This is a genomic window from Amycolatopsis sp. NPDC051106 (assembly GCF_040682775.1).
Lineage (GTDB): Bacteria > Actinomycetota > Actinomycetes > Mycobacteriales > Pseudonocardiaceae > Amycolatopsis.
This window is the reverse complement of record NZ_JBFBBQ010000006.1, coordinates 179,241-201,930: the sequence shown is the minus strand read 5'-3', so window position 1 is coordinate 201,930 and position 22,690 is coordinate 179,241. Positions and strand designations below refer to the sequence as shown.

At 69.0% G+C, this 22,690-nt stretch carries 26 protein-coding genes; 14 read left to right on the top strand and 12 right to left on the bottom strand.

The features are described from left to right. Window positions 1-19: 19 nt before the first annotated feature. On the bottom strand, window positions 20-2,032 hold the full coding sequence (locus tag AB0M83_RS07715; RefSeq protein ID WP_364514047.1) for a phosphocholine-specific phospholipase C: 2,013 nt from the start codon (window positions 2,030-2,032) through the stop codon (window positions 20-22). Window positions 2,033-2,197: 165 nt separating this feature from the next. Here AB0M83_RS07715 and AB0M83_RS07710 point away from each other — a divergent pair, with 165 nt between their 5' ends. Both AB0M83_RS07710 and AB0M83_RS07705 read left to right on the top strand, forming a co-directional pair. Further along, window positions 2,198-2,725, top strand: coding sequence for a MarR family transcriptional regulator (locus AB0M83_RS07710; protein ID WP_364514044.1), 528 nt, complete (start codon window positions 2,198-2,200; stop codon window positions 2,723-2,725). Further along, window positions 2,722-3,084, top strand: coding sequence for a hypothetical protein (locus AB0M83_RS07705; RefSeq protein ID WP_364514041.1), 363 nt, complete (start codon window positions 2,722-2,724; stop codon window positions 3,082-3,084). The genes AB0M83_RS07710 and AB0M83_RS07705 overlap by 4 nt, the downstream gene beginning before the upstream one ends. 718 nt (window positions 3,085-3,802) lie before the next feature. On the opposite strand, the gene AB0M83_RS07700 is transcribed toward AB0M83_RS07705, so the two are convergent. Further along, on the bottom strand, window positions 3,803-4,786 hold the full coding sequence (locus AB0M83_RS07700; protein WP_364514038.1) for an amidohydrolase family protein: 984 nt from the start codon (window positions 4,784-4,786) through the stop codon (window positions 3,803-3,805). Continuing rightward, the gene (locus AB0M83_RS07695; protein ID WP_364514035.1) at window positions 4,783-5,334 is read right to left on the bottom strand and encodes an NAD(P)H-dependent oxidoreductase; all 552 of its coding nucleotides are present in this window, start codon (window positions 5,332-5,334) and stop codon (window positions 4,783-4,785) included. Before AB0M83_RS07695 ends, AB0M83_RS07700 begins: the two co-directional genes overlap by 4 nt. Before the next feature lie 78 nt (window positions 5,335-5,412). On the opposite strand from AB0M83_RS07695, the gene AB0M83_RS07690 reads away from it, so the two are divergent. Then, window positions 5,413-5,883 carry a MarR family transcriptional regulator gene (locus AB0M83_RS07690; protein ID WP_364514032.1) on the top strand — a complete coding sequence of 157 codons (471 nt, stop codon included), beginning with the start codon at window positions 5,413-5,415 and terminating at the stop codon, window positions 5,881-5,883. Window positions 5,884-5,937: 54 nt separating this feature from the next. On the opposite strand, the gene AB0M83_RS07685 is transcribed toward AB0M83_RS07690, so the two are convergent. After that, on the bottom strand, window positions 5,938-6,165 hold the full coding sequence (locus AB0M83_RS07685) for a hypothetical protein (RefSeq protein ID WP_364514095.1): 228 nt from the start codon (window positions 6,163-6,165) through the stop codon (window positions 5,938-5,940). A gap of 699 nt (window positions 6,166-6,864) precedes the next feature. Here AB0M83_RS07685 and AB0M83_RS07680 point away from each other — a divergent pair. Continuing rightward, the gene (locus AB0M83_RS07680; RefSeq protein ID WP_364514029.1) at window positions 6,865-7,770 is read left to right on the top strand and encodes a DUF1963 domain-containing protein; all 906 of its coding nucleotides are present in this window, start codon (window positions 6,865-6,867) and stop codon (window positions 7,768-7,770) included. A gap of 159 nt (window positions 7,771-7,929) precedes the next feature. Here the strand turns inward: AB0M83_RS07680 and AB0M83_RS07675 are convergent, their stop codons facing one another. Beyond that, the gene (locus AB0M83_RS07675) at window positions 7,930-8,352 is read right to left on the bottom strand and encodes a TetR/AcrR family transcriptional regulator (protein WP_364514026.1); all 423 of its coding nucleotides are present in this window, start codon (window positions 8,350-8,352) and stop codon (window positions 7,930-7,932) included. A 125-nt stretch (window positions 8,353-8,477) separates the two neighbouring features. Here AB0M83_RS07675 and AB0M83_RS07670 point away from each other — a divergent pair, with 125 nt between their 5' ends. Together AB0M83_RS07670 and AB0M83_RS07665 are read left to right on the top strand one after the other, a co-directional pair. Continuing rightward, window positions 8,478-9,095, top strand: a complete 618-nt coding sequence (locus AB0M83_RS07670) for an NAD(P)H-binding protein (RefSeq protein ID WP_364514023.1) — start codon at window positions 8,478-8,480, stop codon at window positions 9,093-9,095. After that, a complete protein-coding gene (locus AB0M83_RS07665) occupies window positions 9,092-10,000 on the top strand; it encodes an SDR family NAD(P)-dependent oxidoreductase (protein WP_364514020.1) in 909 nt (302 codons plus the stop codon). The genes AB0M83_RS07670 and AB0M83_RS07665 overlap by 4 nt, the downstream gene beginning before the upstream one ends. A gap of 23 nt (window positions 10,001-10,023) precedes the next feature. Here AB0M83_RS07665 and AB0M83_RS07660 read toward each other — a convergent pair whose 3' ends face one another. Both AB0M83_RS07660 and AB0M83_RS07655 read right to left on the bottom strand, forming a co-directional pair. Then, the gene (locus tag AB0M83_RS07660) at window positions 10,024-10,917 is read right to left on the bottom strand and encodes a carbon-nitrogen hydrolase family protein (RefSeq protein ID WP_364514017.1); all 894 of its coding nucleotides are present in this window, start codon (window positions 10,915-10,917) and stop codon (window positions 10,024-10,026) included. A gap of 113 nt (window positions 10,918-11,030) precedes the next feature. Next, a complete protein-coding gene (locus AB0M83_RS07655) occupies window positions 11,031-11,651 on the bottom strand; it encodes a helix-turn-helix domain-containing protein (protein ID WP_364514014.1) in 621 nt (206 codons plus the stop codon). Window positions 11,652-11,845: 194 nt separating this feature from the next. On the opposite strand from AB0M83_RS07655, the gene AB0M83_RS07650 reads away from it, so the two are divergent. From AB0M83_RS07650 to AB0M83_RS07630, 5 genes are read left to right on the top strand one after another with little or no spacing between them, the layout of a single operon-like run. Then, window positions 11,846-12,721: an NmrA family NAD(P)-binding protein gene (locus AB0M83_RS07650; RefSeq protein ID WP_364514011.1), complete on the top strand. Its 876-nt coding sequence runs from the start codon at window positions 11,846-11,848 to the stop codon at window positions 12,719-12,721. Beyond that, on the top strand, window positions 12,718-12,885 hold the full coding sequence (locus tag AB0M83_RS07645) for a hypothetical protein (protein WP_364514008.1): 168 nt from the start codon (window positions 12,718-12,720) through the stop codon (window positions 12,883-12,885). The genes AB0M83_RS07650 and AB0M83_RS07645 overlap by 4 nt, the downstream gene beginning before the upstream one ends. Beyond that, a complete protein-coding gene (locus AB0M83_RS07640; protein ID WP_364514005.1) occupies window positions 12,864-13,748 on the top strand; it encodes a cupin domain-containing protein in 885 nt (294 codons plus the stop codon). Before AB0M83_RS07645 ends, AB0M83_RS07640 begins: the two co-directional genes overlap by 22 nt. Before the next feature lie 22 nt (window positions 13,749-13,770). Further along, a complete protein-coding gene (locus AB0M83_RS07635; protein WP_364514002.1) occupies window positions 13,771-14,373 on the top strand; it encodes a TetR/AcrR family transcriptional regulator in 603 nt (200 codons plus the stop codon). A gap of 31 nt (window positions 14,374-14,404) precedes the next feature. Beyond that, window positions 14,405-15,304 carry an NADP-dependent oxidoreductase gene (locus AB0M83_RS07630; RefSeq protein WP_364513999.1) on the top strand — a complete coding sequence of 300 codons (900 nt, stop codon included), beginning with the start codon at window positions 14,405-14,407 and terminating at the stop codon, window positions 15,302-15,304. A gap of 18 nt (window positions 15,305-15,322) precedes the next feature. Here AB0M83_RS07630 and AB0M83_RS07625 read toward each other — a convergent pair whose 3' ends face one another. Beyond that, window positions 15,323-16,288: an Lrp/AsnC family transcriptional regulator gene (locus AB0M83_RS07625; RefSeq protein ID WP_364513996.1), complete on the bottom strand. Its 966-nt coding sequence runs from the start codon at window positions 16,286-16,288 to the stop codon at window positions 15,323-15,325. 117 nt (window positions 16,289-16,405) lie between these two features. On the opposite strand from AB0M83_RS07625, the gene AB0M83_RS07620 reads away from it, so the two are divergent. After that, on the top strand, window positions 16,406-17,845 hold the full coding sequence (locus AB0M83_RS07620) for an FAD-dependent monooxygenase (protein WP_364513993.1): 1,440 nt from the start codon (window positions 16,406-16,408) through the stop codon (window positions 17,843-17,845). Window positions 17,846-17,908: 63 nt separating this feature from the next. Next, complete coding sequence (locus tag AB0M83_RS07615) at window positions 17,909-18,379, top strand: YdeI/OmpD-associated family protein (RefSeq protein WP_364513990.1); 471 nt, start codon at window positions 17,909-17,911, stop codon at window positions 18,377-18,379. Between the two features lie 104 nt (window positions 18,380-18,483). Here the strand turns inward: AB0M83_RS07615 and AB0M83_RS07610 are convergent, their stop codons facing one another. The 4 genes from AB0M83_RS07610 to AB0M83_RS07595 all read right to left on the bottom strand — a co-directional run bounded on the left by AB0M83_RS07610 (window position 18,484) and on the right by AB0M83_RS07595 (window position 21,644). After that, window positions 18,484-18,804 (bottom strand): hypothetical protein, encoded by a 321-nt coding sequence (locus AB0M83_RS07610; protein ID WP_364513988.1) that lies wholly within the window; start codon window positions 18,802-18,804, stop codon window positions 18,484-18,486. Window positions 18,805-18,816: 12 nt separating this feature from the next. After that, window positions 18,817-19,803, bottom strand: a complete 987-nt coding sequence (locus AB0M83_RS07605) for a hypothetical protein (protein WP_364513985.1) — start codon at window positions 19,801-19,803, stop codon at window positions 18,817-18,819. A gap of 133 nt (window positions 19,804-19,936) precedes the next feature. Then, window positions 19,937-20,701 (bottom strand): GNAT family N-acyltransferase, encoded by a 765-nt coding sequence (locus AB0M83_RS07600; RefSeq protein WP_364513982.1) that lies wholly within the window; start codon window positions 20,699-20,701, stop codon window positions 19,937-19,939. Window positions 20,702-21,023: 322 nt separating this feature from the next. Further along, window positions 21,024-21,644 (bottom strand): helix-turn-helix domain-containing protein, encoded by a 621-nt coding sequence (locus AB0M83_RS07595; protein ID WP_364513980.1) that lies wholly within the window; start codon window positions 21,642-21,644, stop codon window positions 21,024-21,026. Window positions 21,645-21,744: 100 nt separating this feature from the next. On the opposite strand from AB0M83_RS07595, the gene AB0M83_RS07590 reads away from it, so the two are divergent. Then, the gene (locus AB0M83_RS07590; RefSeq protein WP_364513977.1) at window positions 21,745-22,683 is read left to right on the top strand and encodes an NADP-dependent oxidoreductase; all 939 of its coding nucleotides are present in this window, start codon (window positions 21,745-21,747) and stop codon (window positions 22,681-22,683) included. Window positions 22,684-22,690: the final 7 nt, after the last annotated feature.

Sequence of the window (22,690 nt, the reverse complement as noted above, 5' to 3'; positions counted from 1 at the left end):
TGCCCCTCGGGACGCGAGCTCAGCTCGTGAGCGTCGCCGGGTCGCTCGTGCTCGGGCGGCCGGTTTCCGCGTGCCCCGCCAGGCGGCGCAGGAACTTCGGATCGCCGTCCGAGGACACCGACACGTCGTACCAGTCGTTGCTGCGCCGGGTGTCCACGTGCTCGACGACCCGTGCGCCCGGGCGCAGCCGGTGCGTCGCCGAGCGGCGGCCGTACGCGTCCGACACCGTCAGCCGCACCGTCGTGGGGCCGCTGTTCGTCAGCACCAGCGCGAGCACGCCGCCTTCCCGGCGGAGACTCACCTCGGGTCCCGCGGCACCGCCGCGGAACTGCCGCACGAACCCGTTGGGCCCGTAGGCGGTGTAGTCGTAGGTCCCGGAGGCGGGCAACGCGGCCGCCAGCGACTTGCCCGCGCCGGCCGTGTACGTGCGCGGCTCACCCCCCGGCGTCACGACGTAGAACGCCGCCCCCGCACGGCCGTGGCTGGCGAACGTCACCGTCAGCTTGCCGTCCGCCAGCCGGGCGTCGGCCGACAGGTCGTACGGCAGCGCCCGCGCCGGCCGCAGCCCGCGTTCCTGCTTCGGGAGCACGGTGTGCGCCGGGACCGCGGGGACGTAGTCCGGGTGCCGCACGCGGTCCGGCGGCTCGTACCCCGCCGTGTCCGGCAGCGCGGGCACGGATACGTCGGTCCGCTCGAAGTCGAACGCCGACGTCAGGTCACCGCACACCGAGCGCCGCCAAGCCGAGATGTTCGGTTCCCGCACGCCGAAACGCCGTTCGATGAACCGGATGATCGACGTGTGGTCGAACGTCTCCGAGCACACGTAGCCGCCCTTGCTCCACGGCGACACCACGATCATCGGGACGCGCTGGCCGAGCCCGTACGGACCGGCCGGGTTCGCCGCCGACCCCGCGAAGATCTCGCCCGTGGTATCCACAGTGGACTGTCCGGCCGAGGCGTACGGCGGGACGACGTGGTCGAAGAAGCCGTCGTTCTCGTCGTAGGTGATGAGCAGCGCGGTCTTGCTCCACACGTCCGGGTTCGACGTCAGCGCGTCGAGCACCTGCGCGATGTACCAGGCGCCGTAGTTCACCGGCCAGTTCGGGTGTTCGCAGAAGGCTTCCGGCGCGGTGATCCACGAAACCTGCGGCAGGGTCCCGGCCTTGACGTCCGCGCGCAACCGGTCGAAGTAGCCGTCGCCGGCCTTCGCGTTCGTGCCGGTGCGGGCCTTTTCGTACAGCGGGTCACCGGGCTTCGCGTTGCGGTAGGAATTGAAGTACAGCAACGAGTTGTCGCCGTAGTTGCCGCGGTAGGCGTCTTCGATCCAACCCCAGCCGCCGGCGGCGTCGAGGCCGTCGCCGACGTCCTGGTAGATCTTCCACGACACGCCGGCCTTCTCCAGCCGCTCCGGGTAGGTCGTCCAGGAGTAGCCCTTCTCGTCGTTGCCGAGGACCGGCCCGCCGCCGGTGCCGTCGTTGCCCGTGTACCCGGTCCACATGTAGTAGCGGTTCGGGTCGGTCGAGCCCATGAACGAGCAGTGGTAGGCGTCGCAGATCGTGAATGCGTCGGCGAGCGCGTAGTGGAACGGGATGTCCTCGCGCGTCAGGTACGCCATCGTGGTCGAGCCTTTCGCGGGCACCCACTTGTCGTACTTGCCGCCGTTCCACGCCGCGTGCGTGTCGTTCCAGCCGTGCGGCAGGTCCTGGATGAACTGCAGGCCCAGGTTGTCCGCTTCGGGGCGGAAGGGCAGGATGTCGCGCTTGCCGTCGGACTGCGCCCAGGCGGACTTGCCGGAGGCCAGCGTCGCCGGCCTCGGGTCGCCGAAGCCGCGGACGCCGCGCAGCGTGCCGAAGTAGTGGTCGAACGACCGGTTCTCCTGCATGAGGACCACGATGTGCTCGATGTCCTTCAAGGACCCGGTGCGCCGGTGAGCGGGGATTTCGGCGGCGCGGGCGATGCTGGTGGAGAGCGCGGAAAGGGCGGCGGTGCCGCCGGCCAGCTGCAGGAAACGCCGTCGGTTGACGTCCGTCATGAGGACTCCGGGGGTGTCGTGGTGGAGAGCCGGGTCAGTATGTGCGGGACTTCGAGAACCTGTGCCGGGCCCGAGGCTAACGCCGGGCGAAACCCTGGTAAACGACTGCGGACGGACATGATCTTGACAGAGTTACGGAAGTACGTACTAATGTAGTACTTCACTATGAACGACTTCGCCAAGGATCCCGACGACCACCTCTACTCCCCCGACGTCCGCGCCGCGCTGGCCGAGTTCACGCGCGGCGAGGACACCGGCGTCCTCGAAGCCGCGGCGGCGGTGCGCGTGGCCGCCCGCAGCCTCGATCAGCTGCGCTCCCACGGCACGGGCAGCCGCGGTCTCGGCCCGGGCGCCCTCGACATCCTCATCCGGCTGAGCACCGCCGAAGCGAACATCAAGGACCTCGCCGCGTCCGCCGGGGTCACCTCCCGCAACGTCACCGGCCTGGTCGACACGCTCGAGCGCGCCGGGCACGCGGTGCGGGTCCCCGACCCGCGCGACCGGCGGTCGGTGCTGGTCCGGATCACCGAGGACGGCCGGCGGTGGCTCGAGGAGTTCCGCGGGCCATCGCAGCTGGCCATGGCGGCGCTCTTCCGCGGCTTCACCGACGCCGAAACGACCCAGCTGCGTCACCTTTGCCTGCGCCTGGCCGAAAACCAGCAGCGCCTGGCCCGTCACCTGGAGGACCGATGACCACCCGCGAGACCGTCCTGGCCTATTCCCGGGCCCGCTTCGCCGGCGACGTCCCGGCCGCGGCCGCCCAGCTCGCCGGCAGGTTCACGTTCCGCAGCCCGCTGATGAGCTCCGACGACGCCCGCGGCCACCTCGCCGGGCTCCCCGCGTTCGTCAGCGTGCTGACCGGCGTCGACATGGTGAGCGAGCTGTACGGCGAATCGGAGGCGACGCTGGTGTACGACGTGCACACGGCGACCCCGGTGGGCACTCAGCGCACGGCGGAGCACTTCCGGTTGCGGGACGGGAAGATCACGGCCATCACGCTGATCTTCGACGCCACCCCGTGGCACCCGATCATGGCGGCGGCCACCCGGTGACAGCGGCGCCCGCCCGCTGCCCGGATCATGGAGGTCACGGGCTGAGCTCGAACACGGGCGGGGCACCACCGCGAGCGGAATACCCGTGGCCGCGGGCCACAACGTCGGCTTGGCGAGCTTCCGCCGGAGTACGGACCGGCTTCGCTCGGTGGTGCGTTGCCGAAGTTGCCGAATCGAGGGCGTTCAGTAGCCGCGCCTTCTGCCCGACTCGTGGCGTCCGGCTGCATCGCGTCGAACGTATCGAGTGGTGGCGTTCTTGACTGCCCGGCGGACGGAGGATCGACCGGTCAAGAACGATCCTCCCGTGACATGGACCTCTGCGCCGGTCCTCTCATCGAAGATCCGCACCGAGTAGAAGGGTCCGAAGAGATGGCGTAGCCGGACCCCGAAACGTGAGTCCAACCCAGGCCGTTCGTCACCCCGGCGCACGTTCGAAGCATAGCCGGAACGAACATCCGAACAACCGCTCATGCCGCCGATCGCGAGCCGACGTCCGGTCTTGCCGATGAGCGGTTGACCGGGGCGGCACCGCGCCGGAGTTTCCCAGCGGCCGGAGCCCCGGCACGCGAGCATACGCGCGGCCGGGTCCGCCGCGGCCGAACCGGGGCGAACTCCGTCGGGCTCCGCACGGTTCGTGTCTTGCACCTGTGCCGGCCCCTCCGATGCTCCGGTGCCGGCGAGCAACGGGTTCGCTCGCAAGGGAAAACCGGCCGTGGACTCACCGGCGCCGGATGCCCGCGATCAAGTTCTCCCAGTTCCCGTGGGCGATCCGCGCCCGGTCGGCGTCGCTGATCGGGGCGGTCGCCACGAACCGCCGGGCGGAACCGCCGTGCTCGCGGTTGAACGGGTGGTCCGAGGCGTACATGATCCGGTCCGCGCCCACGGTCTCCAGGCTCCACCGCAGGTACCGGTGGCTGGCGATGCCACCCGGGGTGATGAAGACGTTCGTGCGGAAGTACTCCGCGATCGGGCGCTCCAGCGTGGTCACCGCGTCCAGGGCCGCCACGCGGTCGAGGTAGAACAGCACGACCTCGCCCCAGTGCCCCAGGATCAGCTGCAGCCCCGGGAACCGGTCGAAGACCCCGGCGACGATCAGCCGGAGCGCGGTCAGCCCGGCGTCGTAGTGCCAGCCGAACGTCCCGGTCGCCAGCAGCTCGTCGACCGGGCCGCCGAAGCGCCGGTAGTAGGCTCCGGTGACCGCCGGCACCGGCACGCTCGGGTGCAGGTACACCGGGGCGCGCAGGTCCTCGGCCGCCTCGAAGATGTCCCAGAAGCGCGGCTCGTCGAGAGCCTGGCCGCGGGAGTTCGCGTTCACCAGCGCCCCGTCGAACCCCAGGTCCGCGACGGCCCGCCGCAGCTCGTCGGCCGCCGCCGGGGGCGTGGACGTCGCGAGGGCCGCGAACCCCCGGAACCGCCCGGGATACCGGCCAACGGCGTCGGCGAGGACGTCGTTGGTGGGACGTTGCAGGGCGACGGCTTCGGCGGGGTCGAGGTCCTGCAAGCCGGGCGTCGTGAGCGACAGCACGGCGGTGTCGATCCCGGCGTCGTCCATCGCGGCGACGCGGTCTTCGCCGAGGTCGAGCAACGCGGCACTGGCGACCGCCCGGCTCATCATCGGCGCGGCGAGCGCGGGGTCGTGCCGCCGCCACGCCGCGACCACGTCGGCCGTGGCGAAGTGCTCCTCGAGCCCGTAGAGCCTCACCGGATGGTCTTGAGCGCGCCGGCCCAGGATTCGAGCTGGTCGAACAGCACCGACGCGGCGTCGGCGTGCATCGGGGACGGGGCGAACTCGGCGAAGTTCTCGAAGTCGGTGAAGAGCGAGAACGACAGCTGCTGGCGCACGTGGGCCAGCTGCAGCTCACTGCAGATCGCCCGCAGGTGCTCGATGGCGCGGGCACCACCGAGCGCGCCGTAGGAGACGAAGGCCGCGGCCTTGTTGTTCCACTCGGCGTAGAGGTAGTCGATGGCGTTCTTCAGGACGCCCGAGGTGGCGTGGTTGTACTCGGGGGTGACGAAGACGAACCCGTCGAACGCGGCGATCGTGGCGGACCAGGCCTTGGTGTGGTCGTTGGCGTAGACGCCCCGGCTGGCGGACACGGCCTCGTCCAGGTGCGGCAGCGGGTGGTCGAGCAGGTCGATGAGCTCGTAGTCGGCGTCCGGCCGTTCCTTGGCCTTGGCCAGCACCCACCTCGCCACGGCTTCACCCTTCCGGCCCGGACGGGTACTGCCGAGGATGATCGCGATCTTCACAGGAAGTCCTCTCACTTGAATATTCAAGTGAGACGCTAGCACGATGACGTGAATTTTCAAGTCAGCTAGACTGTGGTGATGGCGGAACCCGGGCAGCGCTGGCTCACGAGTGACGAGCTGTCGGCGTGGCGCGCTTTCATGCGGCTCGCCCAGCGGCTGCCGGCGTCCCTGGAAGCGCAGCTGCAGCGCGACGCGCGGCTGAGCTTCCTCGAGTACTACGTGCTCGCGCACCTGTCGGAGCAGCCGGATCGCCGAGCGCGGATGAGCGAGCTGGCGGCCTTGGCGAACACGGAGCTGTCGCGGCTGTCCCACCTGATCGGCCGCCTGGAGAAGCGCGGCTTCGCATACCGGGAACCGGACCCGGGCAACGGCCGGTACACGCAGGCGATCCTGACGGACGCGGGCTTCGCGCACCTGGAGTCGGTCGCACCCGGGCACGTCGAGCGGGTGCGGGAGCTGTTCGCCGGCCCTCTGACCCCGGCGGAACTGCGCACGCTGCGCCGGATCGCGGACAAGGTGCTGGCCCGCGTCGACGACCAAGCCGAATAGCGGGAAGCCCGCCGCCGCGGCCGGCCCCTGAGCCCGAACAGCAGGAGCTGCTTCTCAGCGACCCGGTGGAGGACCGTCCTTCACGACCACTTTCTCGGCGCCGCGCTTGGCGAACGCCGCCCACAGGCTGAAGCCCACGACGCCCACCGCGACGGCCAGCCAGAGCCAGACAAAGGGCTCGCGCAAGGGAAACCGCACCAGTACGAAAATGATCATCGCGACGCCGACGACCGCGCCGAACACGGCGGAGGGCTTGGACGGTTTGATCCGGTACACGAGCATCACTCCCCAGACGGCAATTTCGTGGCCCTCTATTACCCTTTGGACGATCTACCGAAACTTCACCGGCTTCCTCGGTTGGAGCCGGTCGCGGCAGAAGGGGCCGGCCAGCCGAAGCGGTGATCAAGCCGGCCCCAACGCCTCGGTCGTTCTCCGGATGCGGTCTCCAGCCCCAGTCGGATCAACCTGCCCACGGCCACGTCGCCGATGGCGCTCGGTGCCGGAGCCAGTAGAAGCCCCAGAACGTCTGGTCCGTGGCGAAAACCGGGCGATGGCCGTCCTGTCCGCCCGTCACCTGAACCAACAGCCCTTCGTCGTGCCGGCCCGGGCACTCTGTCCGCAGGCCCAGAAGCCTCGGACTTCGGCGAACGCCCGCACGCCAACGTCCGCTCGTGCCGACAAGCGCGTTTGATGTGGGAACCCCGACACCTCCCGTCGAGGCGTGAGTTCCCCGGACCCGGCCCGGCTCGAACGGGCTGCCACCCCCACCATGCGACGGGCAGGACGCACCCTTACCGGGTAGATGCGCCTTGGGCGGGCTCTCCGTGATGGTAGGTCGGCGGCCTCGGCCGCAGCGACCGGATTCGCCCGTGTGCTCCGCTCGCTCGTGCCGATGAGCGGGCGCGGTCATCGCGAGTCCGGTCTGGGGATACAGAACTCAGTGGTCGGATGATCACCGGCGATGTGCGAGAGTGCTCCGCCATGAACCATCTCGAACAGCTTCGGAGTACGGCGATCGAGCGCGGCATCCCGACCGAAGCGGCCGACCGGATCGGCCGCTTTCTCCGGGTGGCGATCTGGGTGTGCACTGCCAACCGGTACGGCATCGGATCGGCCGAGCGGCACGGTGGCGTGGTCGGACAGAACGGCGGGCTGCCCAGCCTGCCGGTCGGCACGGAATGGCCGTACGCCGACATCAGCGGCCTGGGCCGGTTGCCGCTTCCGTTCATCGCCTCGCTCGACTGCGCGAAGCTGCCGCGGGCCGACGGCCTCGAGCTCCCGGCGGACGGGTCGCTGCTGTTCTTCTTGGCACACGAGCACGCTCTGCACGCGCACGACGAGCACGAGTTCGCACGGGTCCTCCACATTCCGGCCGGCACCGCCACCGTGCAGGTGCAACAGCCACCACCCCACGACGACGACTGGTTCGAATCGGGTTTCCTCCGGCCGCAGTCCGACCTTGTCGCTCTGGTCCAGCCGGAGATGCCGGGCTGGTTCGACGAACCCGGGAACCTCGAGTTCGAGTCGGACGTCGTCCAGCTGCAGGTCGGCGACACCGCCCACCTCGAAGATCTCCGCACCTTGTTCGAGGAGCTCTGGCCGCAGGTGACGACGGGCGCCGACCTCTACCTCGGCGGCTATTCGATGGAGTTGGGCATCGGCGAAAACGCCGAGTACGGCATGGCGGAGGACTCGATCGCGCACGACGTGCCGAACCGCGACCGGCTCGTGGAGGAGGAGACGACCCGGCTGATGAGCGAGTGGATACCGCTGGCCCAGTTCCAGTCGGAGGATCAGGTACACGTCGGCCGCTTCCTGATCCGCCACGAAGACCTGGCCGCCCGGCGCTTCGACCGACTTCGGTCGCTGACCATGTTCACGGAGTAGACGAGGTCCACGCAGCGAGCCGAAGGCACAAGAGCGACACGCCTCCGCCGTCCGCTCCGCGTGGTGGGCGGTCGGTGCGTTCACGGCCGGCGGGTCGGCGCGGAGCGATGGAACTCACTGTCATGCCGAGGTGAGCGTGCCGAGTCCGTTCCGGGAAGCTCACCGCTCGGTGGACCAGGTACCCAAGGCGGCGACGACGGCTTCGATGAGGGTGGAGTCGGTCGGAGCGTGCTCGATGGTGCTGCGGTAGTACATCGGCCCAATGGCCATGGCGGCGGCGTTCCGGCTGGGGAGCGCGAGGGTGATTTCGCCGCGTGCTTGGGCGTCGTCGAGGGCGGCTGCGAGCCGGTCGGCGAGGATGCCGGCGAACTGCGCGCGGCGGGCGTCGATGGTCTCGTCCCACAGGGCGGTGTTGGCCAGGGTCGTGGACACGGCGCGTACGTCGTCGAGCGCGAGGAGAGGCTCGGCCTGGGGCCAGTGGCGGTAGACCGTCGCGCGTCCCACTCCCGCGCGGTCGGCGACCTGCGCATGCGTCACCGCGGTCGGGCCACTTTCCAGCGGCAGCTCACGGGCGGTGTTCAAGATCGCTTCGCGGCTTCGCAGGAATCGGGGTCTGTCTCACTGGTCACGAACCAATCTTATGAGACAACTTGACTCGCAGTACAGCGAGTGAGCATCCTTAAAGTATGAGACATATTGTTTCACAGATGACTGTGGCGGTCCTCGGGGCGAGCGGTGCCACCGGACGTCACGTGGTGTCCACGGCGCTTCAGCGCGGGCACCACGTGGTCGCACCGGTCCGCAGAGCGGGAACGTTCGCCCCGAGGGAAGGGCTCGACGAGGTGACCTGGCCCGAGGTCACCGACGTCTCGGCCCTCACGCGTGCCCTGCCGGGCACGAGCGTGGTGATCAGCGCGCTGGGCGGAGCCGGCAAGGGCCCGACGACGGTCTGCACCGAGGGCATCCGCTCCGCGGTCACAGCGATGAAGGAAGCTGGGGTCTCCCGCCTGATCGCCATCAGCGCGCACGGCGTGCTGGAGACGCACGACAAGTCGTTGTACTCCTTGGCGGTGTGGGCGAAGGTGGCCGAGCGGATGCGCGACAAGGAGACGATGGAGCCGCTCATCACCGCTTCCGGTCTGAACTGGACGATCGTGCGGCCGCCGAAGCTGTCGGACCACGACGAGATCGGGAAGTACCGGGCCGGCACCGACCTGCCGATCCGGCTGTGGAACTCCATCGGACGCGCCGATCTCGCCGCGTTCCTGCTCGACGAGGCCGAAACTCCGAAATACGCCCACGCCTACCCGCGGATCATCCGATGAGCGCCGCCATCCCCGACCTGACGCGGAAAGTCGCCGTCGTCACCGGCGCGACCGGCGGCATGGGCCGGATCATCGCCGCCGACCTCATCCGCGCAGGCGCACACGTGATCACCGTCGCCCGCGATCCCGCTCGTGCGGACGCTCTGCGCGCACGCATCGGCTCACCGGCAGCGAACCGGCTCGACGTCATCCCCGGAGACCTGTCCCGGCGCGCGGACGTCGTGACCGCGGCGAAGACCATCCTCGACCGTCACGACCGGATCCACATCCTCATCAACAACGCCGGCGCGCACTTCTCCGAACACCGTGTCTCGGCCGACGGCATCGAGATGCACATCGCCCTCGACTACCTCGCCGCCTACGGTCTCACCACCCTGCTGGACGTGCCGCTGCGACGCGGCCGGGCCCGCGTGGTGAACGTCGCCAGCGACACCCTCAACGACACCCGGCAGATCAAGCTCGCAGGCAAGCCCCGGCCGGCGACCCTCGACCTGGCCGGCATCGATGACCTCGCGGAACTCAATTCCGCTGCCGGGTTCGCGCCGTTCGAGGCCTACGCACGCGCCAAGCTCATGACCGTCACCGCCGGCTACGCCCTCGCTCGCGACCTCGCCGCCGACGGAGTGACCGTCAACGCTCTGCACCCGGGGATCGTCGCCACCGGCATCATCGACGACCTCGTGCCCCCACTGCTACGCCCCCTACGCACACTGATCCGCCGCAGCCTGCTCACCCCCACCCAAGGAGCGACGAGCGCGACACGCATCGCGACCGACCCCACCATGGCCGGCGTCACCGGCCGCTACTTCGACCGTGACACGGAATCAAGCACACCACCGGCATCCCACGACCCCGCCACCCAGCAGAAACTCCTCGCACTGAGCCAGGCCCACTACGCCGGGTGAGAACAGCCGGCCGAAGGGACCCGTCAAAATGCGGTGCGGGTGTTGCTTCGCGGGTCTCCGTGCACGACGCGGTGTTCGTAGAGACTCGCTCCCACCGTGCGGCGCCAGGGCCGTGCGAGCCGGATGGCCACGTCGATGTCGGCGTCCGGCGCGGCACGATCGAGCTTCGCGACGGCGAGGCCAGGCCGCCCGTCGCCGTGAGAGCGTCCGATCCACCGACCGCCGGGCGCGACGATGCCGGCCGGAGCCGTCGCACTGAACTGAGCCGGGACGGAGTAGCCGACCCAGTAGTTGTAGAGCGTCCCGTACGCCTGGGCCACGACCGACCTCGGCGCGTCATCGACCATCACCGATGCCAGCACGCAGTCGACGTCCAGGCGTTCGTACTCGGCGAACAGTTCGGGGAAGTTGACCTCGATGCAGAGCACGCAACCGAACCGGAAACCGTCGACCTCGAACACCAGCGGCGCCACTCCCGGCGTGTACAGGTAGCTGATCTCGGTGTGCGACAGGTACCGCTTGTCATAGCGGCCGACCAGCTCACCTTGATCGGAGACCACGTACAAGCTGTTGTGCGGACGGTTCGCCCCGGACAACCGGTGGAGCGAGCCGAACACCGTCCAGATGCCGAGTTCACCCGCGAGATCCGCGATGGCCTGGACCTCTTCTCGCATGACATCCCAAGCGGCACGCGACCAATCCGCCTCGGCCAACTCCTCCATGCCGCCGCTGGACACCGCGTACTTGTTGGGATACGTAATCGCGCCCTCCGGGAACTGCACAAGCCGGGCATCCGCAGCACTCGCCTCCTGCATCAAAGCACGGATCTCAGCTCCGCTCGCACGAAGAGCGTCCCGATCCGCCGGATCCTCAGGCACCGTGCTCTGCGCGACCGCCAACTGCAGCGTCTGATTCATTCGGCCAGCTTGGCAGACCCGAACCGGGCAGTACTGTGTTCGCACTCGGTGAAGCGCGGCGCCCCGATGAAAGCCGGCCCTGCACGCGGGTGCTCACTCCGGCGTGCCGAGGGTTACGTGACGCTGAGCCAGCGGTCGAGTTCGTCGAGGAGGTTTTCCACCATCGGGCGCAGTTCGCGGGCGATCTCGGCCTGGCTGCGGCCTTCACTGGTGCGGCGACCGGCGTCGCTGATGATGATCTGGAACACCGCGGCGAGCGCGATGCCTTGGAGTCTGGCGACTTCCGGCGTCACGGCGGTGGTGTCGCTGATGGCCGCGGCCAGGGCGGTGGCTTGGCGGTCGGTCAACTCCAGCATCAGCCGGTGCACGGTCGGGCTGATGGCGGCCAGGTAGCCGAGTTCGCCGCGCCAGATCTCCGGCGGGATGGCGGGAATTCCGGCGAGGGTCTCGTCGAGGACGAAGTCGCGGATCGCGGCGGCCGGACTGACGGCCGGCGGCCGAGAGCGGATCAGGTCGCACAGCCGGTCCTGGATCTGCTGCTCCCGATCAGTGACCAATTTGTCCTTGGTCGGGAAGTAGTTGTAGACGGTTTGCTCGGCGACCTCGGCTTCCCGCGCCACATCGCTGACCGCGACGCGCTCGTAACCGCGCTCGGCGAACAGGCGGGCGGCGGTCTCGGCGATGAGCCGACGCGTGCGCGCCTTCTTCAGATCGCGCAAACCGGTGGTGGCCACTCCGACACGGTAGCAGCACCACTCCAAGTTTGACGTCGGCTCCAGACATAGACTCGACTCCAGACTAACTTGGAGGCAACTCTAAATTTGGAGTACACTCCACCGAGGAAGCTCGGCACTCGCCGCCTGGCGAGCCGCGGCCGACGTCCCGAGCCTTCGGGCTCCCCTCGTCCCAACCGGAAGGAAACAGCGCGATGATCCTCGTGACGACAGCAGGAAAAGTGGGTGCGGAGACAGCGAGAGTGCTCGCCGGAGAAGGGAAACCGGTGCGCATCCTGGTCCGCCACCCGGCGAAAGCGGAGTCTCTCGCCCAGTCCGGAGCCGAGGTCGTCATCGGTGATCTGCGAGTTCCGGCAACCGTCGACGCGGCGATGCAAGGCGTCTCGGCCGTGGTTCTCGTCAGCCCGGCTCTTCCCGCCGAGGAGCTGAACGTGGTCACCAGCGCTGCCCGGGCCGGCGTCGGGCACGTCGTGAAGATCACCAGCAAGGCCTCCGCCGACTCTCCCATCGCGCGGCGGCGCGACCAGGCCGAGATCGAGAACGGCCTGATCGCCAGCGGGCTCGGGTACACGCTGCTGAGAAACAACGCCTACATGCAGAACTTCCTCATGTCAGCCCCCTCTATCGCCGGGACGAACAGCTTCGGGTCCGCCGCCGGCGACGGTCGCATCGGCATGATCGACACCCGCGACGTCGCCGCTGTCGCCGCGGCGATCGCTGCTGCACCTGCGGAGCATTCCGGCAAGACGTATTGGCCGACCGGCCCGGAGAGCCTCTCCTACCCGGACGCGGCTGCGGTGTTCTCGACGGTGCTCGGCCGGCCCATCACCTTCCACCCGTTGACCTACTCCGAACAGAAACAGGCCATGGTCGAGGCCGGCGTTCCGGAGCGCATCGCCGAGATGAACACCCAGGCCATCACCTTGTTCGCCGAGGGCGACTCCGATTGGGTCACCGACGACGTGCCCTCGATCCTCGGCCGGCCGGCGCGCACGTTCGAACAGTTCGTCCGTGACAACGCCTCGGCGTTCTCCCAGAGCCGGCTCGATGCGGGGAAGGAATCAGCATGACCGTCTATGGCGTCACCGGAGGATCCGGAGCGCTCGGCGTGCAGGTGCGGGCGGCGGACTACGGCGACCCCGTTGCGCAGACCGCCGCGCTGGCCGGCGTGGATCGCCTGCTGCTGGTGTCCAGCAGCGAGCGGGCCGGCGGGTGGCGCACCACACCAACGTGATCGGAGCCGCCGAGAAGACCGGTGTCTCGCGCATCGTCTACACGAGCATGCTCAACGTCGACGACACCACCAATCCGCTGGCCGGGGAGCACCCGGACACCGAAGCGGTTTTGCGTGCCGCGGCCGTGCCGTTCGTCTCGCTGCGCAACGGCTGGTACACCGAGAACTACACCGATCAGCTGCGGTCGTACCTGGAGCGCGGCGAAATCGTCGGGGCCACCGGCACGGGCGCCCTCTCGGCGGCGACTCGCCAGGACTACGCCGAAGCCGGCGCGGTCATCTTGTTCGCAGGACAGCGAAAGCGCGCAGACCTACGAACTCGGCGGGCCGCCGTTCACCTCCATCGCCCACGGCGACCTGCGGACCGACAGCCAAGACCTGGCCCACGTGCTGGGCTGGCCGCCCACCAACCTGGCCGACGCCGTCCGAGACGCCTACGCCCGCAACCACCGGGAATGACCCAAGGAAGATCGATGTCCTCACCCGGCAAGAACCCCAATTCCACCACCGTTTTCCCGGACCGAGACGGCTTCGTCGTGCACGTCCACAACGTCGACGAGTGGTTCTTCGTCTTCAGCGGCGCGATGGACATGCAACTGGGGGAACGCCACGTCACGACTACGGCAGGAGACTCGATCTGGATACCTCGCGGCACCGATCACGCCTTCACGACCACCCGGGAAACGCACGTCCTCAACGGCTACGCGCCCGGAGGCTTGGAGCAGATCATCGCCGGGATCGAACTGGTCCTCGCTCAGCACCAACAGCTGGGCCCGGACCGCACCTCAGCGCTGAGTCCGACCCACATGGAGACGCGCTTGCACGGTGGATCCGCCCAAGGTACTTTCGATACGACACGGTAGCGTAGCGGAAGTGCGGTGCGGGGTGGCGACTTCGAAGTCCAGTGGCATGACTCAGCCCTCGGTGATGGGACGGCCGCGCGATTCCAGCCGTGACCTGGCCATTCTGGAAGCGACCCTGGCGCTGCTGACCGAAGTGGGATACGAGCAGCTCTCGATGGAGGCGGTGGCCGGGCGTTCCGGGGCAGCGAAGACGACGATCTACCGCCGGTACCCCGACAAGGCGGCGCTGGTCGCCGCTGCGGTCGAGCACCGCGCACCCCCGAAGCCCCCGCCGCCCGAGGGAGGGAGCCTCCGGGAAGTCGTGCATTCCGTGGCGGCATGGCTCGCGCGGAGCATCTCCGAACAGGACGTGGGTCTGCTCGGGGCCGTGTTCGCCGGCATGCGCACCGACGCGCGCCTCGCCCAGGCGATGCGGCGAATCCTGCGGCGGGACGAGACCGCGATGACGGACGGACTTGTCCGCCACGCGGCCGAGCGACTGGCACCCGGCGCGGCAACACTCTTCGCCGAGGTCGCTCCGGCGCTGATCGTGCATCGCATCGTCGTCGTGGGCGAGCCGTGCGACGCCGCCTTCGTCGAGCATCTCGTCGACGACATCCTCTTACCGCTCCTGCGCCGTACCTGAGCTCTCGCGCGATCCGGAACTGGGAGACATGATGAAAGCAGTGCGCTACGACCGTTTTTCGGGCATCGACGGGATCTACCTCGCGGACCTCCCCGAGCCCGTGGCCGGTCCGGGCGACGTGGTCGTGCGAGTCGAGGCCGGTGCACTCAACCCCGGGGCGCTGTCAGCGCTGCACGGCAGTTCGTACACGCCGGGCCGCGACCTCGCCGGTGAAGTCGTGACGGTCGGCGCCGACGTGCCCGGTTTCACCGTCGGTGACGCGGTGTTGGGCAGGCTCCAGAGCTGGGATGCCCACGCCCAGCTCGTCGCCATCCCCGCAGACCAGCTGGTGCGGAAGCCGCGAGCCCTCTCCTGGGACGTCGCGGGTTCGCTCCACACCACACCGATGGCGGGTCTCGGTGCCATCCGTGCGGTTGAACCCCGGCCGGGCGAGACCATCGTGATCTCGGGCGCATCGGGCGGCGTCGGATTCACCGCCGCCCAGCTCGCACTCCGTGCCGGAGCGACGGTGATCGGCCTGACGAGCGAGGCACATTTCGACCTGCTCCGCCACCATGGCATCCAGCCCGTCCGGTACGGCGACGGCGAACGGGAACGGATCCTCGCCACGACCGGCCGAGCCGATGCCTTCATCGACACCGTCGGTGGCGGCTACATCGACCTCGCCATCAACCTCGGCGTTCCGAAAGACCGCATCGACACCGTCGTCGACTACCGCGGAGCGAAAGAGAAGGGCGTCAAATCTCTCGGGACCACCGATGCCGGCGGCCTCCCGGCCCTGGCCGAACTGGCCGCCCTCGCCGCAACCGGTGACCTGCACATCCCCATCGCCGCAACGTACCCGCTCACCGCCGTGCGCGACGCCTATCAGGCCTTGGCCGGCCGCAAGACCCACGGGCGCATCGTCCTGCATCCTCAAGATCTCGGCTGAACCGCAACGGGACAGTCGCTACGTTCGGTTCGCGGCCCGCTTGACGGTCCTGATCACCGGTGCGGTCTCGATGTGGGTGATGGCGGGCAGCATCGCCACCCGGGTGGTCAAGTACCGGTACAGCGCCCGTTGGTCCGCGCACGCCACGCTCGCGTACAGGTTCGTCGGCCCGGTCGTGGCGGCGGCGAACGCGATCTCCGGATGCCCGGCCAGTGCCGCGCCCGTCTCTTCCAGGTGCGCGGGGGCGACCGAGAGCCACAGCATGGTTCGGGGGCCGACACCGAACAGGCCCGGGTCGATGTCGATGTCCAGGTACAGCACCCCGCGTTCGCGTAGTTCGGTCATCCGGCGCCGGACCGTCGTCGGGGACCAGCCGGTCACCGTGGCCAGCCGCTCGAGCTCGGCCCGGCCGTCGGTGGCCAGCGCGGCGAGGAGCTTGCGGTCTCCGTCGTCGAGCCGCACCGGTCCCGGCCGGTGCGGCAGCGGGGCCGGGCGCAGCCGCCCCCGCTGCTCCTCGTCCAGCGACCCGAGTTTGGCGACCAGGCTGTCCGGGCCGCCGTAGAACGCGTGCAGCACCGAATGCGCGGTCACGCCCTCCACGCGGGGGGTGCGGGGAAGTTTGGCCAGCAGCAGCGCTTCGCTGTCGCCCTCGCTTTCGGTGCGGACCGTGCACGTGATCTCGGTGCCGCCGGAGGTGATGCTCACCCAGGACGTGTCGGGGCGCCGGGCCAGCGCCTCGGCGACCGGGACCGACGCGGCGGGCGCGCAACGGACCCGCAGGAACCACAGCACCGCGCCCAGCGCGGTCGGGTCGACGCCGCCGAGCACCCGCACCGCCCCCGCCGACCGCAGCCGGGCGTACCGGCGGGCAATGGTGCGATCCGACACGCCGAGGACCTCGGCGATCGCGCTGAACGGCGCCCGGCCGTCGATCTGCAAGGCGTGCACGAGCCGGCGATCCAGCTCGTCGTAGTCGGATTCCACCCTTGTGAGCGTAGTCAATGTCGGATACCGACGCGGTAGCTCTCGTTTCTGGCGCACTTGCGTTGGCGAAGCGAGCGTTGCTCTCGTCTTGATCGACACACCACCGAGGGAGAACTCATGGACACCGATGTGCTCGTCGTCGGCGCGGGCCCGACCGGGATGACACTGGCCAACGAGCTGCGGCTGGCGGGGGTCTCGGTCGTCGTGGCCGACAAGCTGGCGCAGCGCAGCATGCTGTCGAAGGCGGGCGGCGTGCAGTCGCGGACGCAGGAGGCGTTCGACCAGCGCGGCTTGCTGGAACCGTTGCTGGCCACCGGAAATCACCCGACCGGCACCGCCCACTTCGCCGGTGTCACGCTCCCGCTCACCCGGGACCGGCACCGCCACCCGTGGCGGTCCATCCCGCAGGTGGTGATCGAAGGATCTCTCGAGCAGCACCTTGCCTCCCAAGGCATCCCCGTGCGGCGCAGCCACGAACTGACCGGCCTCGCCCAGGACGAGGACGGCGTCACCGCGACCTTCGCGAACGGCGGAGCCGTCCGCTCCCGCTACCTGGTGGCGGCCGACGGCGGGCGCAGCACCGTGCGGTCCCTGCTGGGGGCTGAATTTCCCGGCCGACCGGGCACGACGACCGTGGTCGCCGCCGACGTGCGGGTGAGCGGCGACGACCAGGCGGTGACGCACACCCGGAGCGAGGACGGGGCTTGGGCGCTGATGTTCCCGCTCGGCACCGATCCGCGGGGCAGGCCGCTGCGCCGGCTCTCGCTGGGCGGGCCCGGCCGGTCGAAGCCCCGAGAGGTCCCGGTCACCGAGGACGAGATCCGCGACGGGCTGCGCGCCGTCTTCGGTTCGCGGGTGGAGCTGCTCGAACTGCGTTACGCGCGCCGCATCACCAACGCGGCCCGGCAGGCCGCGCGGTACCGGCACGGGCGGGTGTTCCTGGCCGGCGACGCCGCCCACGTCCACCTGCCGATCGGCGCGCAGGGCATGAACACCGGGATCCAGGACGCGCTCAACCTCGGGTGGAAACTCGGTGCCGCGGTGCACGGCTGGGCGCCGGAGCACCTGCTCGACACCTACCACAGCGAGCGTCATCCGGTCGCGGCCGCTGTGCTGCGCAACGTCCAGGCGCAGAGCCTGCTGATGGACCAGCAGGGCACCCGCGACCCGGACACGGCGGCCGTCAAGGACCTGTTCACGGCGCTGGCGCAGCTACGGGACGTGCAGTACCACCTCGACGACACGTTGTCCGGGATGGGCATTCGTTATCCCATGCCGGACGCTGAAGCCCACCCGCTCGTCGGCCTACCCGCGCCGGACCTGGATCTCGGCCCGGTCCGGTCGCACGAGCTGCTGCGTTCCGGCCGCGGCTTGCTGATCGACCCGGCCGCCAGGTTCGCCGAGGTCGCCGCCGGCAGATCGGATCGCATCGACCGCGCGGGCCAGGGCGCCGGTACGGAGCCGATGCTCATCCGGCCGGACGGTTACGTGTGCTGGGCCGGCAACCCGGCCGGCCTCGAACCGGCGCTCGGGCATTGGTTCGGCGAGCCGCGGTGAGCAAGGGCGCCGGAGTCGCGGGTGCCCTTCTACGACCACGGAAACCGTGCGACGATCGCGGACGTGAGCCCGCAGCAGTTCCGCGCCGTGATCGCCGCCGGTCCGCGCGGCCGCGCGGTCATCGCCGTGCCGTTCGACCCGGACGAGAAGTGGGGCGCCAAGGCCGACCATCCCGTGGGCGGCGCGATCGAGGGCAGGCGGGTCCGCGGGAGGCTGTCGCGGGCCGACAGCGAATGGCTGTTGACGGTCACGCCGATGTGGCTGCGCGACACCGGCGTGACGATCGGTGACGAGGTGACCGTCGAGCTGGCCCCGGAAGGTCCCCAACGCGAAGACCTGGCCGACGACATCGCCGCGGCACTGGCCGACAACCCCGCCGCCGCGGCATTCTTCGACACGCTGGCGCAGTTCTACCGCAAGGCCTACCTCCGCTGGATCGAGGCAACGACCCGCCGCCCGGACCTCCGCGCGGCCCGGATCGCCGAAGTGGTCGACTTGCTTGCGGCCGGGGTCAAACAGCGCCCACGGCCGTGACGGCGGCATCCTGTCTTCGCGAACAGCTCGCGGACGAGCCGTCCTGATCGCTCGCTTGCGTCCGGTCCCGCCGACGAGCGTGCGGCCGGCATCGGCGGATGCGGTCAGTGCAGGACGCGCCCGTCCTGGTCGACATCGGCATGGAGGAAAGTAAAGGTATGAACACCGTCCGGATGGCGGCGAAGTTCCTGAGTCCAGCGCTCACCGACGACCTCGGTCGCCACCTGCCGCCAGAAACGTGCTGCCGGTGCGTTCTCCTCGAGGAAGGCGATGGCCCAGCGTCCCCGACGTGACCGGAGGAGTTCGGCGGCGGCTGCCAGCCCGACACCCTGACGCCGGAGAGGCTCAACACTGCCAAGTCGAAGCGGCGCTGTCCACTTTTCCACACCCCACAGGCGAAACGCAGCCTTCACGGTTCCGCCCACCCAGGAACGACATCATCGGCCGGGCCAATGGTGAGGCGTTAGATGCAGTGCGTCGACATCCGACAGGAACTTCGGCTTTCCGTCAAGACTGGTGACGCCGCCGATGGTGACAATGCTCCCGCCTTCCTCCACAGCGCACTCGTTCGAGCCACGCTTTGTCGGAAGGAGCACGCCGAGGAGTCTCCAACTACCGCTTTCGATGTCGAAGACTTCGGTTGTGCGTCGCGCAACGCTGGTGGTTTCTCCAACACCGACTTCGCTTCCGCCGACCACAACCAGGAGGCGCCGATGCCCGACGGTGGTCTGCACAACACCGAAAAGTGCACGGGATTCATGCATCGGGTTCATGGTCGTCCAGCTTCCGGATTCCGGGTCGTAGCGTTCAACCGTGGTCACTGTCTCCCCCGTGGGCGCCTGCCCCCCGATGGCGTACAGATGACGGCCCGACGTCACGACACGAAGTTTCTGACGGGGGACGCGCAAAGGCGCAACAGGACGCCACGACCCGTCGTCCGGGTTGAAGACGAGCACCGAATCGGTGGTCTCGAATTTGTTATCGCCGAGCGTGACCGAACCGCCCGCCACGTAAAGCAAGCCGTGCAATTCCGCCGCTCCCGCACTATCCCTCGGCAGCGGAAGAGGCACGCTCGTCGCCCAGTGGTTTTTTGCCATGTCGAACACTTCGACGACATCGCGACCATTACTGTGGACATCAATCCCACCGACCGCGTAGACACGCCCACGCACGACTGCGGCAGCGAAGTTGGCCCGGCCGACTTTCATCGGATGCAGATTGCTCCACGACCCGTGGCCCATCGTGCGCCGGACCTCCACGTCGGGGAATACATCCTCCCCTTTGAATCCTCCGATTGCGAGTATTTTCCCGTCGATCGTGACGACCTCCAACCCACCGCGGGCTTGCCGCAGCGGAGGTCGCGGAACCCACTGCTGAGAACTGCTTGCATTGCCGACGGTCGCGTCGCGCCCGGGGTCAGACATTTCGATTCTCCTCGTCTCCCCCTCTGATTGGTCGTACCAGGCGCGCCTAGTGACACTTCTTTTCGCCGACATCACCTAAACGGAGCAATATGGACGTGCCGCAGCGCTCCAGCGGCCGAGGGTGGTAGCCGGGTCAGTGGTCACGCACCAGACCGGGATTTTCGAAAAAATGCCGACGGTATCGCGCATTCATGTGTTCGAGAGAAAGCAGCACGTAGAAGGAGGCCACCTTGGCGTCCGGATCATACGCCGGTTCTCCGCAGATCCAGCTGCCCAGCCTCAAGTAGCCCCGGAGCAACGGGGGTACGACAACACGCTTGCCTGGCTCGGCATTACCGCTCAGCAGTGGGACGCGGGGAACGACGCGGAACTCTCGCGGAGCGAGATACTTGTCCCGGACGGCTTCCCAGATTCCGGCGGCGGCGTCCCCGTTGTCCTCCAGGGACACCCAAGCGGAACCACCCAGGTGACGGTACCCGGTTTTGCTCAGGTACTGGCCGATGCCGCCCCAGATCAGAGAGATGACTGCGCCGTTGCGATGGTCCGGATGAACGCACGAGCGACCGGTTTCCACCAGGTCGGCAGCGATGTGGCGCAGCGACCCGAGGTCGAAAACGCGATCCCCGAACCGGCTCCCCACTATGCTCGCGCACCCTGGTGTCATCATGCGGTATGTCGCGACGATTGCCCGGCTCGAATTTTCGCGCACGACCAAGTGGTCGCAGTGCTCGTCGAACTCGTCGGCGTCGAGCTCATCGACCAGGGTGGGCAGCTGAGAGCCGAACTCCGCGGTGAAGACGTGCCGGCGCAGCAGCTGGACTTCGCGGACTTCGTCCGGTGCGGCGATCGCCAGGGAGTACCGGGCACGGTGGTTCGCGGGGTGAAGCTCGTCGTTCATGGCCGAGCGACCTTTCTTTGGCGCGCTTTCGCTTTCGAGGGGAGCCGGGCCCTTCCTACGACGCGCCGACAGCCGAATTGTTCAGCCGCGTGATGTACACCACGCGAGAGTCCACTCTGCACAGCCGGCGCTGCGGTCACGACGTGGTGGCCGGAAGGTGGACACGCGGAACGCATCGCCAGGTTCGTTCCTTTTGTCGGGCGTCGGCGCAATACCCGGCCGTGACGCTGGAACAGCCTGCATCACACCGAGCAAAGGGATTCCCCCGCACTGATCCCACTGTTGCCGAGATGCACTCACGTTCCAATGAGCGGGCGTCCGATCAGGGTGATGCCGCCCCGCTCCGGCTACCTCGTTTCGCCCGGCGCGTGGCTGTTGGGGCGGGTGGCAGGTCGGCGGCGACGGCAAGCAGGTCCGCTGCGCTGTCGGCCAGCAGCGCGGCGAAGTCGGCCTGTTCGCCGAGCACCCATCGCCTGGTCGCCGACCCCAGGATCGCCATGCCGAGAGCCGTGGCCAGCCGCGCGGTTTGGTCGTCGTGGCCACGGCGGCGCAGCGCGGCGGTCGTCACCTCGGACAGCATCGCTTCCTTGATCAGGCTGCGTTCCCGCAACGGCGGGTTGGCCGCGATGACGGCGCGCAGCTCGATCAGCAGTTCGCGCGGACGCAGCACTTCGGGTACGGCGGTGAACGCGGCCATCAACGTCGCCAGCGCGCCGGTTCCGGCGGGCACCCCTTCGATGCCCGCTTCCAGGCAGGCCTGCAGCTCGTCTCCGGCGAACAGCACCTCCCGCTTGTCGGTGAACCAGCGGTAGAACGATCGCTCGGTGAGCCCGGCGTGCTTGGTGATCTGCGCGACCGTCGTGCGGTCGTAGCCCTGATCACGGAACAGCTCCAACGCGGCGCGCTCGAGCCGCTCTCGGGTGTTGCCTTCCCAGCGAGCCATGGTCCCAGCATAGCGACAGCAGATGCTGTCATCACTGTGCTACCGTCGAGTGACGACAGCATCTGCTGTCATTGCCCCGGCTCGCAGCCAGGAGATCGCCATGCGCACCCTGCGTTTCCACCACACCGGTGAACCCCTCGACGTCCTGCGGCTCGAGGACGCCGAACCGCCACAACCGGCCCCCGGACAGGTCCGGATCGCCGTCGAGGTCTGCACGATCAACCCCGCCGACTTGGCCCTGTGCCGGGGTCTCTACCCCGGCGAGCTGCCCCGCGGGGTCGGGCTCGAGGTCGCCGGCACGGTCGACGCAGTCGGCGAGGACGTGACCGGTGTCCGGCTCGGGGACGCGGTGTTCGGTCCCGCCCCGTTCACCGGGCCGACCGCAGGCGCCTCCGACCACGCGGTGCTCGACAGCTGGTTCCCGCGGCCACCCGCACTCGAACCGGCTGCCGCCGTCGCGCTGCCCATGGCCGTGGACACCGCCCAGCTCGGCCTGGACCTGCTCGGCATCACCGCCGGCACGACGCTGCTCGTCAGCGGAGGCGGCGCCACCACCGGCTTCGCCGCCGTGCAACTCGCCCGCAGAGCCGGCGCGCGGGTGATCACCACCGCGGGCCCCACCCACGCCGAGGCCCTGCGTGCCACCGGAGCCGAGGTCACCGCCTACGGCGAGGGCATGGCGGAACGGATACGCGAACTGGCGAGCGGGCCCGTCGACGCCGTCCTCGACGTCTCACCACCCGACGAAGCCACGATCCCCGAACTCGTCCGCACGGTCACCGACCCCCGGCACGTCCTGACCATCAGCAACCTCGCCGCCGCCCGGGAACTCGGCGCTCGCGACGCGTTCACCGAAGGACCGCTCGGCCACCGCTACGAGGTCGTCGGGGAGTGCGCGCAGCTCGCCGCCGAGGGTCGCTTCGGCATCCCCATCGCCCGCCTCATTCCGCTCGCCGACTGGCGTGAGGCCATCGAATTGAGCCAGTCGCAGCGGCCCGGGGGCAAGATCGTCCTCCGAATCGGCCCGACCGTCGAGTAAAACGCCC